This window comes from Rhodoferax sp. WC2427, assembly GCF_040822085.1.
GTDB lineage: Bacteria > Pseudomonadota > Gammaproteobacteria > Burkholderiales > Burkholderiaceae_C > Rhodoferax_B.
Genome location: NZ_CP162006.1, coordinates 2,227,183 through 2,241,656, shown reverse-complemented (window position 1 = coordinate 2,241,656; position 14,474 = coordinate 2,227,183). Strand labels below are relative to the sequence as shown.

The window sequence follows — 14,474 nt, the reverse complement described above, 5'->3', positions numbered from 1 at the left end:
CGTGGCACCCTGGGGAGCGCCAGCCGGGGGTAAAAACATAGCTCCACGGAGTTACAAGGTTTTTAGGCACTTTACGCTTTTGCAATAAGCGCAAGCAGCTCTCTTTTCAGGAGCAATCGCCCCTTGCGCGAACGTAGTCGATGAAGGCCTTGAGTTTGCTGGGCTGGTCGTGGCGGCTGGGGTAGTACAGGTAAAAGCCCGGGAACGTGGGCGCAAACGCCTCCAGCACCTGCTGCAGCCGCCCGGCCTGCAGGTGGGGCCGCGCCAGGGGTTCGAAGGTATAGGCCAGGCCCACGCCCTCCAGCGCCGCGTCCAGGCTGAACAGGCTGTCGCTGATGGTCAGATTGCCCTTGGCCTCAAACTCCACCACCCGGCCTTCCACCTGGAATTCCCATTTGTAGATGGCCCCGGTGGCCGCAAAACGAAAGCGCACGCAGTTGTGCTGCGCCAGGTAATCGGGATGCTGCGGGGCGGGACAGCGCCGCAGGTAGTCCTTTGATGCCACCACCGCCACGCGCACCGGCCCGCCCAGGGGCACGGCCACCATGTCGCGGTGCAGGCTCTCGCCCATGCGGATGCCGGCGTCGAACCCCTGCTCCACGATGTCGACAAAGCCCTCGTCGTTGACCAGTTCGATCTGCACCTGCGGGTACTCGGCCAAAAAACCCGCCAGCAGCGGCTGCAACACCATGGCGGTGGCAATGCGGGCGGCGTTCAGGCGCAGGGTGCCTGCCGGGCGGCCTTGCAGGGCATTCAGCGCCTCCCCGGCCTCGATCACCTGGCCCAGCGCCGGGCCCACCTGCGCCAGGTAGGCCTGGCCCGCCTCGGTCAGGCTCACGCTGCGTGTACTGCGGTGCAACAGCCGCACGCCCAGCCGGGCCTCCAGCTGGCGGATGGCCTGGCTCAGGGCCGAGGGCGAGACCTCCAACTCGGCAGCGGCCGCAGTGAACCCCCGGTGCTCCGCCACTTTCCAGAAAGCCATCAGGCCGTCGAATTGTTTGAGTTGCATACCTTGAAGCATAGCTTCACAAGGCATGCAGCATTGGGCTATTTTTCTTTGGAATGTGCCGCTCTACAGTGCAGCATCTTCAACCGGAAACCCCTATGCAAAACGTCTTAATCCTCCACGCCCACCAGTTCTACGAGGGCATTTCTACCGGCAAGCTCAATGCTGCCATGGCCCACGTGGTGCAGCAGGAGATGGAGCAACGCGGCCACACCGTGCAGCACACCTACATCGAACAAGGCTATGCCGTGGCCGACGAGGTGGCCAAGCACCTGTGGGCCGACCTGGTCATTCTGCAGTCGCCCGTGTACTGGTTCGGCATGCCGTGGATCTACAAAAAATACGTGGACGAGGTGTTTACCGCGGGCATGCTGCAAGGCAGCTTCATCACCGGCGATGGCCGCACCCGCACCGACCCCACCCGGCAGTACGGCTCGGGCGGTTTGCTGCAAGGCAAGCAGTACATGGTTTCACTGACCTGGAATGCGCCGCAAGAGGCCTTCGACAACCCGGCGCAAGACCTGTTCAAAGGCAAATCGGTGGACGACGTGCTGGTGGCCAACACCGCCAACTACGCGTTTTGCGGCATGGAGGCGCTGCCGTCGTTCTCGTGTTTTGACGTGTTCAAGGCTCCGACCATCGAAGACGACACGGCGCGGCTGCGCGGGCATCTGGTCGAGTTTGTGGTGGATTCTGAGTGCGTAATGGGGGCCTAACGCTTATTCCATCGGCACAAGCAGCTACTATTTAAGTAGCACCCTACGCCACCCCGTGCATCTGCCCATCGATGTAATACCAGCGCGCGTCCTGCCGCGCAAAGCGGCTGGTTACTGTCAATGACCGCGTGGCAAAAGCGGATCTTCTCCAGCGACAGGCCCGACTCCACCGGCGCTGCAGGGTCAGCATCTAGTCCATTGGGCTGGGGCCCATTGGGGCTAGTCGCCAATGACCGGTGTAGGCCAAGAGGCGGATGACGCCTCAATCATGGAGGCTCACACCTAAGGCATCCAGCTTCTTTGCGTACGAGTCCCTGCGTTTTGCCGCCTTGGCAGCTGCGTCAACGGCTGCTTGGATCGCCTTGGGTCCCTTTTTCGCAGCAGCTTTGATCAATTCGAACTTGTGGGCAGCATCTGACTCCGCCCGCTTGAAAGTGGCGATGATTTCGACATGGGTATCCGATGGCTTCACAGGTTTCCTTAGAACGTGTTCAAGGTCTTTTTAGGGCCGCGTTGGGGTGCAATCGGGATGAGTTGGCTGTCGCAGACCGCCGCATGGGCTCTCTGCCCATGCAAGGGCTGTGGCAGGCAAATCGCCCGATTTCACCCCAACCCGCAGGGCAGTTACCTGTTCGGGCGCTCAGCGTCGTTACAAAACCAGCCAAGGCACGAGCCTTGGCTTGGGTTTTGCGCCTAACTGCGCATCCCGAGCAGGTATCTGCGCGGCCCTAAAAAGACCTTGAACACGTTCTTAAAGCTTTATGTGGGTGCGAAGCAACGCTGTTCTCAATTCGCGGTTAGCTGGTTTTGAAACATCGACGGCTTGAACCGCCAGGTCGAACTGTGAGCCAGGCCTGATGCTGGTGGGGAGTATTTTTTTGACGGGATTCGTAGCGGGGTACTTGCCATCCGCAGCGCACATGCGAACGGAAAACCCGAATTCGTCGAGTACACCTTTCGCGTACAACTCGGCCAAATGCTGAAACGACACAAATGTTGCGCATTTCACTTCTTTAACCTCTGGCTCGCGGATGCTGCGAACGATCTCAAATTTACCAAGGGTATCCCGTTGTGTGTTCGTAAAGGGATGCACAAAAAACGTCGCACGAGGTCCTCCCTTTGGGGATGCCAGCGTGTGCTCGACGGCGATATCCGTTAACAGCATGTTGTTTTCCTTGCAATTCAATAAGCCACAGCGGGTCCAGCCACATGGGCCTCCATCACACCCCCAAGCACCCTACTCCGCCCCGTGCATCTGCCCGTCGATGTAATACCAGCGCCCGTCCTGCCGTACAAAGCGGCTGGTCTCATGCATGCGCTGGGCTTTGCCGCCGTCGCGGCAGCGGGCGACGAATTCGACGATGCCCGCATCGCCCGCCGCTGCCGCGCTGCGCACTTCCAGGCCCAGCCATTTGACGGGGGGTAGCTCCAGGTCGCCCGGTGCGGTGGACGGGTGCCATGTGATCAGCAGATAGTCCAGCAGGCCCAGCACGTAGCCGCTGTAGCGCGAGCGCATCAGGGCTTCGGGCGTGGGAGCGTAGATGCCTGCATCCATGCCCTTGTGCCACGGGCCGCAGCAGTCGGCGTAAGTCTGGCCGCTGTCACAGGGGCACGGGGCGTGGGCGGGGTGCAGGTTTTTCTTCATGCTGGAATGGCTTACTTTTTACGCGCAGCGATGGATTTCTCGGCGGTAGCGACCAGGTCGGTGCCGATGGTTTTCTTCCATTTTTCGAACACCGGGCGGGTGGCGGTAACGAACGCGGCACGCTCCTCGGGGCTAAGCTTGGTCACGGTCACGCCCAGACCGGCCAGGTCTTTGAGCAGGGGCTGGTCGGCTTCCACCAGACCCTTGCGGGAAATGGCGATCTGCTCGCGGGCAGCATCCTGGGCGGCTTGCTGCACGATGGCGCGGTCGGCCACGGTCCAGCTGGCCCAGATTTCCTTGTTGACCACAAACACCAGCGGGTCGGCCACGTAGCCCCACATGGTCACGTATTTTTGCGCCACGTTGTGCAGCTTGGCGGCGGTGTAGATGGAGATGGGATTTTCTTGCCCGTCCACCGCGCCGGTGGCCAAGGCGGGCTGGGCGTCGGCCCAGCTCATTTGCGTGGGGTTCGCACCCAGGGCGGTGAACGTGTCCTGGAACAGCGGCGAGCCGACGACGCGGATCTTCATGCCCTTCAAGTCGGCCGGGCTGTGGATGGCGCGCTTGGAGTTGCTGATTTCGCGGTAGCCGTTTTCACCAAATGCCAGGGGCTGCACACCGGCTTTGTCGATGATCTTGAAGATGTCCTTGCCCACCTGGCCTTGGGTGAGGGAGTCAATGGCGGCGTAGTCGGGCATCAGGAATGGCAGCGAGAACAGGTTCAGCTCTTTCACCTGCGGCGACCAGTTGATGGTGGAGCCGATGGCCAGGTCGATCACACCCTGGCGCAGGGCCGAGAACTCGCGCGTCTGGTCGCCCTGGATCAGCGACACGCCTGGATACAGCTTGATGTTGATGCGGCCCTGGGTGCGTTCGCGGACCATATTGGCCCAGATCTCGCCGCCCTTGCCCCAGGGGAAAGCGGTGCCCAGCACCAGCGACATCTTGTACTCGGGCTTGTAAGCTTGGGCGATGCTGCCGGTGGTGGCAAGCAGGGCAGCGCTGGCCACGGCCAGGGCGAGGAAGGAACGAACTTTCATTTTTGTCTCCTGAATAAATTTAGTAACCTAGACGGTGCGGCAACCACAGAGCGAGTTGCGGGAACGCAATCACCAGCACCATCACCACGAACATCGAAAACAGCATCCAGCCCACCCAGGGCACGGTTTCTTCCATGCGTACCTTGGCGATGCGGCACGACACCATCAAATTGACGGCCAGCGGCGGCGTGAACTGGCCCAGCGCCACCTTGAGCGTGAGGATCACGCCGAACCACACCAGATCCCAGTGGTAGTGCATGGCAATCGGCAGCAGCAAGGGCACAAAGATCAAGAAGATCGACACGCCGTCGAGGAACATGCCCACGGTGACCAGCATCACGATCAGCAGCGCCAGCACGCCGTACTCGCCCAGGCCGGAGTTCACGATGGCGTTGGTGATGGGGTCGATCACGCCCAGGGTGGACAGCGAATACGCAAAGATGCCCGCCAGCGACACCACCAGAAGAATCACCGCCGACAGCTCGCCCGACTCGCGCAGGATGGGAAACAGGTCGCGAACGGTCATGGTGCGGTGGATGAACATGCCCACAAACAGGCCGTAGAACACCGCCACCACAGCCGCCTCAGTGGGCGTAAACCAGCCCGCGCGCATGCCACCCAGAATCAGCACCGGCGCGGCCAGGCCCCACACGGCATCGCGCAGGCTGGCCCAGAACGGCGGCCTGGGCATGCTGGACTCCAGCGCGCCCATCTTGTGTTTGCGCGACAGCCACACGGCGGGCACGATCAGCGCCAGCCCGGCCAGCACGCCGGGGATCATGCCTGCGGCAAACAGCGCGGGCACGGATGCGCCGGGCACCAGGATGGAGTACACGATGAAGGCAATCGACGGCGGAATCAAAATATCGGTGGCCGCCGCAGCGCCCACCACGCTGGCCGAAAACGCAGGCGGGTAGCCCGCCTTGTTCATGGCGCTGATCATCACCGCGCCCACGGCAGCCGCGCAGGCCGGGCCGGAGCCCGAAATGCCGCCCAAAAACATGGCCACGGCAATGGCGACCAGGGGCAGCATGCCGGGGCCGCGCCCCACCACCGCCACCGCAAAGTTCACCAGCCGCCCGGCCACGCCGGAGCGGTCGAAGATCGAGCCCACCAGCACAAACATGGGGATGGCCAGCAGCGGGTACTTGCCCAGCCCGGCGTAGAAGTTTTGCGGCACGGCCAGCAGGCCAAACCACTGGCTGCTGCCGTTGGCAATGGCTATCGCCGCAGCGCCCGCCAGGCCCAGGGCCACACCGATGGGCACGCCCATCAGCATCATCACGATGAAGGTCAGGAAAAGCAGCGTGGTGATCATGATTCGCGCCCCCGGCGGATGAACAGGCCCACGGCGCGCAGCGCAATGCCTAACGACAAAATCGGCAGCCACATCGAGTACCACCAGGCAGGGACCCCAATGCCCGGCGTGGTTTCGTCAAAGCGAAAGTCGTCCCACACCATGCGGATGCTCAAGGTGCCAATCAGCGTGAACAAAATCGCCACCATCACCGCGCCAAAGCGCGACAAGCCCTTGCGCCGGGCCATGCTGCCGCTGTCCGAGAAATATTCGATGCGGATGTGCCGGTCGCGCGCCACGGCGGCCGACGCGCCCACCAGGGTCAGCGCAATCATCAAAAACACCGAGATCTCTTCCGTCCACGCAAAAGACTCGTTGGTGAAGTAGCGTGCCAGCACGTTGGCAAAGGTGATCAGCGCCAGTGCGCCCATCACCAGCACGGTAAGCCAGTCTTCGATCTTCAAGGGGACGGTGGTGGCGGGGTCGGCTTCGGGAGCCTCTAACTCGGGCTGGGAATCGGTGGACATACGGGGGACAAGGTGTGGGGGCAGCCAAAGACGGCAAAAACAGCGCGCATCATAGCCGCGCCCGGCCCATGGCTTGTTCCATATCAGACAACAGGTCAGCCCCCTCCTCCCCGCCCACGCCCAGGCGCAACGGCCCCGCCACCGCCGCCAGGCCAACGATGCCCTGCGCGGGGCGGGTACCCGCCCCTGCCGCCCAGGCTGCTAGGACAGATTGAGTGGCGTAGGCCGGGTCAGGAATTCAGGCTGCAAGATGTAGTCGAGCTGCACTTTGGTCAGCAGATTCTTGCGCAGCACGATTTCGTAGACGCTGCCGCCCGTGGCATGGGCTTCCTGGGCGATGGCCGTGGCATTCGCGTAGCCAATATAGGGGTTCAGCGCGGTGACGATGCCGATGGAGTTGGCCACCGTGGCGCGCAAGTGATCGACGTTGGCGGTGATGCCGTTGACGCAGCGCTCGGCCAGTGTCAAGCAACCGTTGCGCAGGTGGCTCACGCTCTTGAAGATGCTGTGCGCGATGATTGGCTCGAAGGCATTGAGCTGGAGCTGGCCGGCTTCGGCCGCGAAGCTCACGGTGATGTCGTTGCCGATGACTTCGAAGGCGATCTGGTTCACCACTTCGGGGATCACCGGGTTGACCTTGCCCGGCATGATGCTGGAGCCCGCCTGCATCGGCGGCAGGTTGATTTCTCCGAGACCGGCGCGTGGGCCGCTGGAGAGCAGGCGCAGGTCGTTGCAGGTCTTCGACAGCTTCACGGCCACGCGTTTGAGCACCCCCGAGAGCTGCACAAAGGAACCGCAATCCTGCGTCGCCTCGACCAGGTTCGGCGCCGTGACCAGGGGAATGCCGGTGATGTCCTGCAAATGCCTGAGTACCAGCGGCGCGTAGTCGGGGTGGGCGGTGATTCCGGTGCCGATCGCCGTCGCACCCATATTGATTTCGCACAGCAGCAGCACTGCCTCGCGCAGCCGCTCCTCGTCTTCGCCGAGCATGACGGCATAGGTGCTGAATTCCTGGCCCAGCGTCATCGGCACCGCGTCCTGCAGCTGGGTGCGGCCCATTTTCAGCACGTCTCGGAATTCCTCGGCCTTGTCGGCAAACGCCTGGCGCAGCACGGCCATCGCATCGATCAGGCCGTGGATGCCAAACCAGGTCGCAATCTTCAGCGCCGAGGGATAGACGTCGTTGGTGCTCTGGCCGATGTTTACCTGCTCATTCGGATGCAGGTACTGGTACTCGCCCTTGCGATGGCCCAGCAGTTCGAGGGCCCGGTTGGCGATGACCTCGTTGGCGTTCATATTGGTCGAGGTGCCCGCGCCGCCCTGGATCACATCCACGACAAACTGCCCATGCAACTTGCCGCCCAGGATCTCGGCGCAGGCATTGACGATGGCGTCGCACCGTGGCTCGTCGAGCAGACCGAGCTCATGGTTGGACAGCGCCGCCGCCTGCTTGATGCAGGCCAGGGCCTTGATCAGTTCGGGGTAGATCGAGATGGCCGTGCCGGTAATCGGGAAGTTCTCCAGGGCACGCAAAGTATGGACCCCGTAATAGGCGTCAACCGGAATATCCCGGTCGCCGAGCAAATCATGTTCTATTCTAAATTCACTTCCAGACATCAATAGCTCCTTTTAATCATCTTCGGGGCGAAGAATTTATAAATAGAGCTTATGTCGGAAATGGATAGTAAATACCTGAATGCAAATATTGCATTTTGCATGCAATTTAAAGAATACCCCTTGACGAAGCACCTTTGTGGTCACTTTCGCCAGCAAGAGCCAACATAAAACAGTATTCTATTTCGGAATAGTGCTTCCCGAATATTGCATCACAAAATTGAATGCAATTGCATCAAATTCAAAATCAGGACCTACCATACGAATATGACAGAAAGTCGTTTTCTAGTCGCTGCAAGGTTTATCGCATGGAAATCAAATGGCTTGAAGACTTTCTACGCCTGGCCGAATCGCGTAGTTTCTCGCGTGCTGCCAAAGAGCGACATATCACGCAGTCTGCGTTCAGCCGCCGCATCATGGCGTTGGAAGAGTGGTTGGGCGTGGAACTGGTCGATCGCAGCGTCCATCCCGCGACATTGACCGCAGCCGGTTGGCTGTTTCGCCGGATAGCGGCCGATCTGCTGCGCGACGCCTATGCGGCCCGCACCCTGTTGAGCGGCTACCAACCGATTGTCAGCTCGGAAGAGGTGGTCCAGTTCTCGGTGGCCCACACGCTGGTGTTCACCTTCTTTCCAGACTGGCTGAAACACGTCCACAAAAGCTTCGGCCCTCTGGTGGCCCGGGTCCATGCCGTGAATGTGCCAGAAGGGGTGCAGCAGCTGGTGGAAGGTAGCTGCGACATCCTGCTGGCCTTTCACCACCCGCAACTGCCCATCCTGCTGGACCCCAACCTGTTTCCCTATCTGGTTCTAGGGGTGGAAAGAATCCAGCCCTTTTCTGCCCTGGATGCCGACGGGCAGCCGCTTTTTCAGCTCCCCGGGTCGAGCCGGGCGCCGCTGCCTTTCATGGCGTATTCCTCAGGCGCCTTTCTGGGCAATGTCGTCGAAATGACTTTGCTCAACGCCCAGACACCGTCCAACCTGCGGCGCAGCTTCGAGACGCATATGTCGGAGGCGCTCAAAGCCATGGTGGTCGCGGGCCACGGCATAGGCTGGCTGCCAGCGAGCTGTGTCGCAGCAGAACTCAACGAAGGCAAAGTCGCCGTCGCCGGACCCGACGAGTGGGCGGCCGACCTCGAAATCCGGCTCTATCGCACGTCACGCAATTGCAAACCGGTGATCGACGCGATGTGGTCCTGGATGTGCGCCCGGCAAAAACAAGCCGCCACCTGAGGTAGCCACCGCAACCGCACCAGCAGGCCGCCATCCCGTCCGGATGGCCCAGGCCACCGCTGCGCATGCCAAAAATTCTGGGAATTGGATAGATTTTTATAGGAGCTTGGACCGATGAATGGTGCATTAATGCAGCGTGGTGAAGCCGACACCTTTGGGGTGGCTGGCGTACAGATGGATGTTTCTGCCTTCGAGAACAACGTGGAACGCATGGGCGGCTATTTGCGCCACATCCGCGCACGCTTTCCGTGGGTAAAGATGGTGCTGTTCTCTGAACTGTCGGCGCTCGGCCCCGGGCACAACAAGGCCGAGCCACTGCCCGGCCCCACCGAGGCCCGGCTGTGCGAACTGGCCCGCGAAACCGGTCTGTGGTTCATACCCGGCTCGCTGTTCGAGCAGGCCGAGGGGCCTGGCGGTCCGGTGGTCTACAACACCACGCCGGTGATCAATCCGCAAGGCGAAGTGGTTGCGCGGTTCCGTAAGCTGTTTCCTTTCCGGCCCTACGAGCGCGATGTCGCGGGCGGCTCGGAGTTTTGCGTTTTCGACGTGCCCGGCGCGGGCCGCTTCGGGGTCTCGATCTGCTACGACATGTGGTTTCCCGAAACCACCCGCACGCTGGTGGCGATGGGGGCGGAAGTGATCCTGCACCCCACCATGACGGACACCATCGACCGCGATGTGGAACTGTCGATTGCCCGGGCTTCCGCCGTCACCAACCAGGTGTACTTCTTTGACATCAATGGCGTGGGCGACGGCGGCGTGGGCCGCTCCATCGTCTGCGACCCCTCCGGCTATGTGCTGCACCAGGCAGACGGGGGCGCCGAGATCATGGCCATCGATGTCGACTTTGCGCGCCTGCGGCGTGAACGCGAGCGCGGCCTGCGCAGCAATCTGGGGCAGCCGTTGAAGAGTTTTCGCGACCGCGACTGTGTGTTCGACGTCTACCGAGAGCACCACCCGGCCTACCCCTATCTGGACACGCTGGGACCCCTGACCAAGCCCAGCTGACACAACCTTCCTGAATTCATCTTCCATAAAAAACACAAAGGGGACAAACATGGATACTGGAACGCTGACCAAAAAGGGCCGCACCTCCCTGAGCCGCCACCGAAGCGTCTGGGAAATGCGCGCAGATGGCTGGATCGGCCTGGTGGACCAACTCAGCCAATTGAGCACGCTGGCGAGCGAGCACCGGGAATACGCGCGGCGGCTGAAAACAGTCACCGAGCTGATGGCCGAACTCACGCCCATCGAAAGCTATTGGGCCTTCCCCGGCGGGCGGGTGTTCAACGAGCTGTGTAGCTGGATCGAACGTGGCGAACTGGCGCGGGCACATTCGGCCGCGCGCCGCATCCACCGGGTGTTGGCGGCGCGGACCTACCGGCATGAGTCCAACGCGCTGGACGGCGACTCGGAGCTGCCGTCGCAGATCGAGACCGACAGCGAACGCCAGGCCCAGCTGTCGCGCCCCTACTTTGAAGTATTGATCGTCGACGAGATGGCGGCCAGCGAGGAAGACGCGTTGCGGCGTCGTGTGCAGCGCAAGCGCAGCGCCGACGACGACTTCATCTTCGACATCGTGGTGGTTCCCAGCTTCGAAGATGCGCTGATGGCCACGCTGGTCAACTTCAATCTGCAGGCCGTAGTGATCCGGCACGGCTTCCCGTTCCGCTCGGTCAACCACAACGATATGTTGCGGCGCTTTCTGGATGGGCTCGACGAAGGCATTGAACTGATGCCCGAGTTCGAGCGCGGCCCCCTGCTGGGACGGCAAATTGCCCAGCTCCGCCCGGAGCTCGACCTGTACCTGGTGACCGACGTGAATGTCGAGGACATCGCGGCGCGCGTGGGCGAGGTCTTCAAGCGCATCTTTTTCGGCGAAGAAGACCATATCGAGCTCTACAGCTCGATCATGAAGGGCGTGGGCGAGCGGCACCGCACCCCGTTCTTCAATGCGCTGCGCGAATATGCGAAGCAGCCGACCGGCGTGTTCCATGCGCTGCCGCTGGCGCGCGGCAAGTCGATCATGAATTCCAACTGGATCGGCGACCTGGCGCAGTTCTATGGCATGAACCTGTTCATGGCCGAAACCTCGGCGACCTCGGGCGGACTCGATTCGCTGCTCGATCCAGTGGGCCCGCTCAAGGTGGCGCAGGAATACGCGGCGCGCGCCTTCGGGGCCCGGCGCACCTATTTCGCCACCAATGGCACCTCCACCTGCAACAAGATCGTGGTGCAGGCCATGGTGCGCCCTGACGACATCGTGCTGGTCGACCGCAACTGCCACAAGTCGCACCACTATGGCCTGGTACTGGCAGGGGCCCAGGTGGCCTACCTCGACTCGTATCCGCTGGACCAATACTCCATGTACGGTGCGGTACCAATCCGCCACATCAAGGAGACGCTGCTGGGCTTTCGGCGCGCAGGCACGCTGGAGCGCGTGCGCATGGTGCTGCTGACCAACTGCACCTTCGACGGCATCGTCTACGACGTTGAGCGCGTGATGATGGAGTGCCTGGCGATCAAGCCGGACCTGGTGTTCCTGTGGGACGAGGCCTGGTTCGCCTTCGCACGCTGCCACCCGATCTACCGCCATCGCACCGGCATGGCGGCGGCGGCCAAGCTGGCCGAGACGCTGAAAGACCCGCAGTACGCGCAGCGCTATGCCACATTCCGGGCCGGTCTGGACTGGGATGACGACCAGGCGCTGCTGGACCAGCGGCTGCTGCCCGACCCGGCCAAGGCGCGGGTGCGGGTGTATGCCACCCACTCCACCCACAAAACGCTCACCGCCCTGCGCCAGGGCTCGATGATCCATGTGTGGGACCAGGACTTCAAGGACAAGGCCGAAGAGGCTTTCCACGAGGCCTACATGACCCACACCTCGACCTCGCCCAACTACCAGATCCTGGCCTCGCTCGACGTGGGGCGCCGCCAGGTGGAACTCGAGGGCTACGAGCTGATCCAGCGCCAGCTCGAACTGGCGATGAGCCTGCGCGAGCAGGTGCGCATCCACCCGCTGCTCAAACGCTACTTCCGCTTCCTGCGCGTGAGCGATGTGGTGCCGCTGCAGTACCGCGAATCGGGTGTCGAGTCTTACTACAACGACGAAAGCGGCTGGAACAACCTGGAAGCCGCCTGGCGCACCGACGAGTTCGCACTCGACCCGACACGCGCCACCCTGACCATCGGCGCCACCGGCATGGACGGCGACACCTTCAAGAACAAGGAGCTGATGGACAAGTACGGCATCCAGATCAACAAGACCTCGCGCAACACCGTGCTGTTCATGACCAACATCGGCAGCACCCGCTCGGCGATCGCCTATTTGCTCGAGGTGCTGGTGAAGATCGCCCGCGATGTCGAGGCGCGCGTGTCTGACATGAGCGCCATTGAGCGCTCCATCCACGAAAGGAAGATCCGCTCGCTGACGCTGGAGCAGCCCCCGCTGCCAGACTTCTCAAGCTTCCATTTCGCGTTCCGCGGGCGCAGCGTGGAGGGCCGCGCCGAGACGCGCGACGGGGATATCCGCAGCGCTTTCTTCCTGTCCTACGACGACGTGAACTGTGAATACATCGGCATGGAAGAGGCCGCCAAGGAGATCCGCGCGGGCCGCGAGCTGGTTTCGGCGCTGTTCGTGATTCCCTATCCACCGGGCTTCCCGATCCTGGTGCCCGGGCAGGTGATCAGCGCCGAAATTCTGCAGTTCATGGCCGCGCTGGACGTGCGCGAAATCCATGGCTTCCGGCCCGAGCTGGGCTTTCGCATCTTCAATGAAGTGGCGCTGGCCCGCGCCGCCCAGGCCACCGCGGCCCGCGCCGCGCTGGCTGTGGCCGGTAGAGCGGCGCTGCCGCAAGAACAAGATCCCCAGAACGAGGCGGCCACCACCGCTGTCCCAGCAACCACCCCGGCCAAGGCCACCAAGAGGAGCAAGAAGTGAGCAATAAAATCAAGAGCATCTCCGATCTTCAGCTGATGTTTCACCGCAACGAGCGGCCCATCTACTTCATCAGCGCGACCAATTTCAACCTGCTGGGCATCGACCGCTGGGTGAACCGCTTTCGCTACATCAGCTACATCGACTGCTTCGACGGCCGCCACCCGAACGTCTTCGTGCCCAGCGAAAGCCCGCATGCAGAGTTCAGCTCGATCGAGGACATCAACAACTACCTGCTGCAGCACAAGGAAGTCATCGACCTGATCGAGCGCCGCGGCGGCAAGCCCGTCGCCACCTTTCTGATGTTCGACGAGAAGACCGAGGCGCTGGCCGAAGAGCTGGGCATGGACGTCTGGTTCCCGCCCGCCAAGCTGCGCCAGCGCTGCGACAACAAGATGGAAACCGTGCGCATCGGCAACAAGGCTGGGGTCTTCTCGGTGCCCAACGCCCTGGAGAAAGTCGACAGCTACCAGCACCTGATGCAGATCGCCGAGCGCAACAAGCTGGGCCGCGACCTGGTGGTGCAGTCGGCCTTTGGCGACTCGGGGCACACCACCTTCTTCATCGCCAACGAAGACGACTTCAACAAGCACAAGGACGAAATCGTCAACGACCCCGAGGTCAAGATCATGAAGCGCATCAACTGCCGCGGCGCCACGCTGGAGGCCTGCGCCACCCAGTCGGGCACGCTGGTCGGGCCGCTGCTGACCGAGGTGGTGGGCGCCAAGGAGCTGACGCCCTACAAGGGCGGCTGGTGCGGCAACGAGGTGTTTCCCGGGGCCTTCTCCGAAGGCGTGCGGCAAAAGGCCCGCGACATGGCCGAGCGCTTCGGCAACCAGTTGTTGCAAGAAGGCTACCGCGGCTACTTCGACCTCGACTTCCTGATCGACCAGGACAACGGCGAGGTCTACCTGGGCGAACTCAACCCGCGCATCTGTGGCGCCAGCCCCATGACCAACCACGCGGCCTTCGCCTACGCCGATGCGCCGCTGTTCCTGTTCCACCTGCTCGAGTTCTCGGGTGTGCCCTTCGATTTGAATGTGCGCGAAATCAACGAACGCTGGGCACAGCCGCACTTCATCGACTCCTGGTCGCAGGTGGTCATCAAGTACACCGAGGACAAGGTCGACCAGGTGACGCGTGCGCCCGCCACCGGCATCTACCGCCTGAGCGAAGACGGCACCATGGGCTACCAGCGCTATGACCACGAGCGCCGCGCGATCGACAGCGAGCGCGAGGCCTTCTTTCTGCGCATTACCGGCCCGGGCGACTACCGCTACGAGGGCGCGGACCTGGGCATCCTGATCACGCGGGGGCGCTCGATGGACGACAACTTCAAGCTCAACATCCGGGCGCGCGACTGGATTCGCGGCATCAAGAACCACTACGACGGCAAGCCGATCGTGACCACGCAGCACGCGGTGGCACCGGCGCCGGGCTCGTTCAAGATTCTTTGAGCT

At 62.2% G+C, this 14,474-nt stretch carries 13 protein-coding genes; 5 read left to right on the top strand and 8 right to left on the bottom strand.

Annotated features, from left to right (window positions below; all coding sequences use genetic code 11):
• Positions 1–106: 106 nt before the first annotated feature.
• Positions 107–1,009 (bottom strand): LysR family transcriptional regulator, encoded by a 903-nt coding sequence (locus tag AB3G31_RS10625; RefSeq protein WP_367850139.1) that lies wholly within the window; start codon positions 1,007–1,009, stop codon positions 107–109.
• A 95-nt stretch (positions 1,010–1,104) separates the two neighbouring features.
• On the opposite strand from AB3G31_RS10625, the gene AB3G31_RS10620 reads away from it, so the two are divergent.
• Complete coding sequence (locus AB3G31_RS10620; protein WP_367850138.1) at positions 1,105–1,722, top strand: NAD(P)H-dependent oxidoreductase; 618 nt, start codon at positions 1,105–1,107, stop codon at positions 1,720–1,722.
• 262 nt (positions 1,723–1,984) lie between these two features.
• Here AB3G31_RS10620 and AB3G31_RS10615 read toward each other — a convergent pair whose 3' ends face one another.
• The 7 genes from AB3G31_RS10615 to aspA all read right to left on the bottom strand — a co-directional run bounded on the left by AB3G31_RS10615 (position 1,985) and on the right by aspA (position 7,848).
• Positions 1,985–2,194 (bottom strand): hypothetical protein, encoded by a 210-nt coding sequence (locus AB3G31_RS10615; RefSeq protein ID WP_367850137.1) that lies wholly within the window; start codon positions 2,192–2,194, stop codon positions 1,985–1,987.
• Between the two features lie 279 nt (positions 2,195–2,473).
• Complete coding sequence (locus tag AB3G31_RS10610; protein WP_367850136.1) at positions 2,474–2,887, bottom strand: hypothetical protein; 414 nt, start codon at positions 2,885–2,887, stop codon at positions 2,474–2,476.
• Between the two features lie 72 nt (positions 2,888–2,959).
• Entirely contained in the window at positions 2,960–3,367 is a 408-nt protein-coding gene (locus tag AB3G31_RS10605) for a YchJ family protein (RefSeq protein WP_367850135.1), read from the bottom strand.
• Positions 3,368–3,378: 11 nt separating this feature from the next.
• The gene (locus AB3G31_RS10600) at positions 3,379–4,407 is read right to left on the bottom strand and encodes a DctP family TRAP transporter solute-binding subunit (RefSeq protein WP_367850134.1); all 1,029 of its coding nucleotides are present in this window, start codon (positions 4,405–4,407) and stop codon (positions 3,379–3,381) included.
• A 19-nt stretch (positions 4,408–4,426) separates the two neighbouring features.
• Positions 4,427–5,725, bottom strand: a complete 1,299-nt coding sequence (locus tag AB3G31_RS10595) for a TRAP transporter large permease (RefSeq protein WP_367850133.1) — start codon at positions 5,723–5,725, stop codon at positions 4,427–4,429.
• A complete protein-coding gene (locus AB3G31_RS10590; protein ID WP_367850132.1) occupies positions 5,722–6,231 on the bottom strand; it encodes a TRAP transporter small permease in 510 nt (169 codons plus the stop codon). The genes AB3G31_RS10595 and AB3G31_RS10590 overlap by 4 nt, the downstream gene beginning before the upstream one ends.
• A 201-nt stretch (positions 6,232–6,432) precedes the next feature.
• Positions 6,433–7,848, bottom strand: coding sequence for an aspartate ammonia-lyase (aspA, locus tag AB3G31_RS10585; protein WP_367850131.1), 1,416 nt, complete (start codon positions 7,846–7,848; stop codon positions 6,433–6,435).
• Between the two features lie 305 nt (positions 7,849–8,153).
• On the opposite strand from aspA, the gene AB3G31_RS10580 reads away from it, so the two are divergent.
• The 4 genes from AB3G31_RS10580 to AB3G31_RS10565 all read left to right on the top strand — a co-directional run bounded on the left by AB3G31_RS10580 (position 8,154) and on the right by AB3G31_RS10565 (position 14,471).
• Positions 8,154–9,077: a LysR family transcriptional regulator gene (locus AB3G31_RS10580; protein WP_367850130.1), complete on the top strand. Its 924-nt coding sequence runs from the start codon at positions 8,154–8,156 to the stop codon at positions 9,075–9,077.
• A gap of 114 nt (positions 9,078–9,191) precedes the next feature.
• On the top strand, positions 9,192–10,085 hold the full coding sequence (locus AB3G31_RS10575; protein WP_367850129.1) for a carbon-nitrogen hydrolase family protein: 894 nt from the start codon (positions 9,192–9,194) through the stop codon (positions 10,083–10,085).
• 49 nt (positions 10,086–10,134) lie between these two features.
• Positions 10,135–13,017 (top strand): aminotransferase class I/II-fold pyridoxal phosphate-dependent enzyme, encoded by a 2,883-nt coding sequence (locus AB3G31_RS10570; protein WP_367850128.1) that lies wholly within the window; start codon positions 10,135–10,137, stop codon positions 13,015–13,017.
• Entirely contained in the window at positions 13,014–14,471 is a 1,458-nt protein-coding gene (locus tag AB3G31_RS10565) for a biotin carboxylase (protein WP_367850127.1), read from the top strand. The genes AB3G31_RS10570 and AB3G31_RS10565 overlap by 4 nt, the downstream gene beginning before the upstream one ends.
• Positions 14,472–14,474 lie beyond the last annotated feature (3 nt).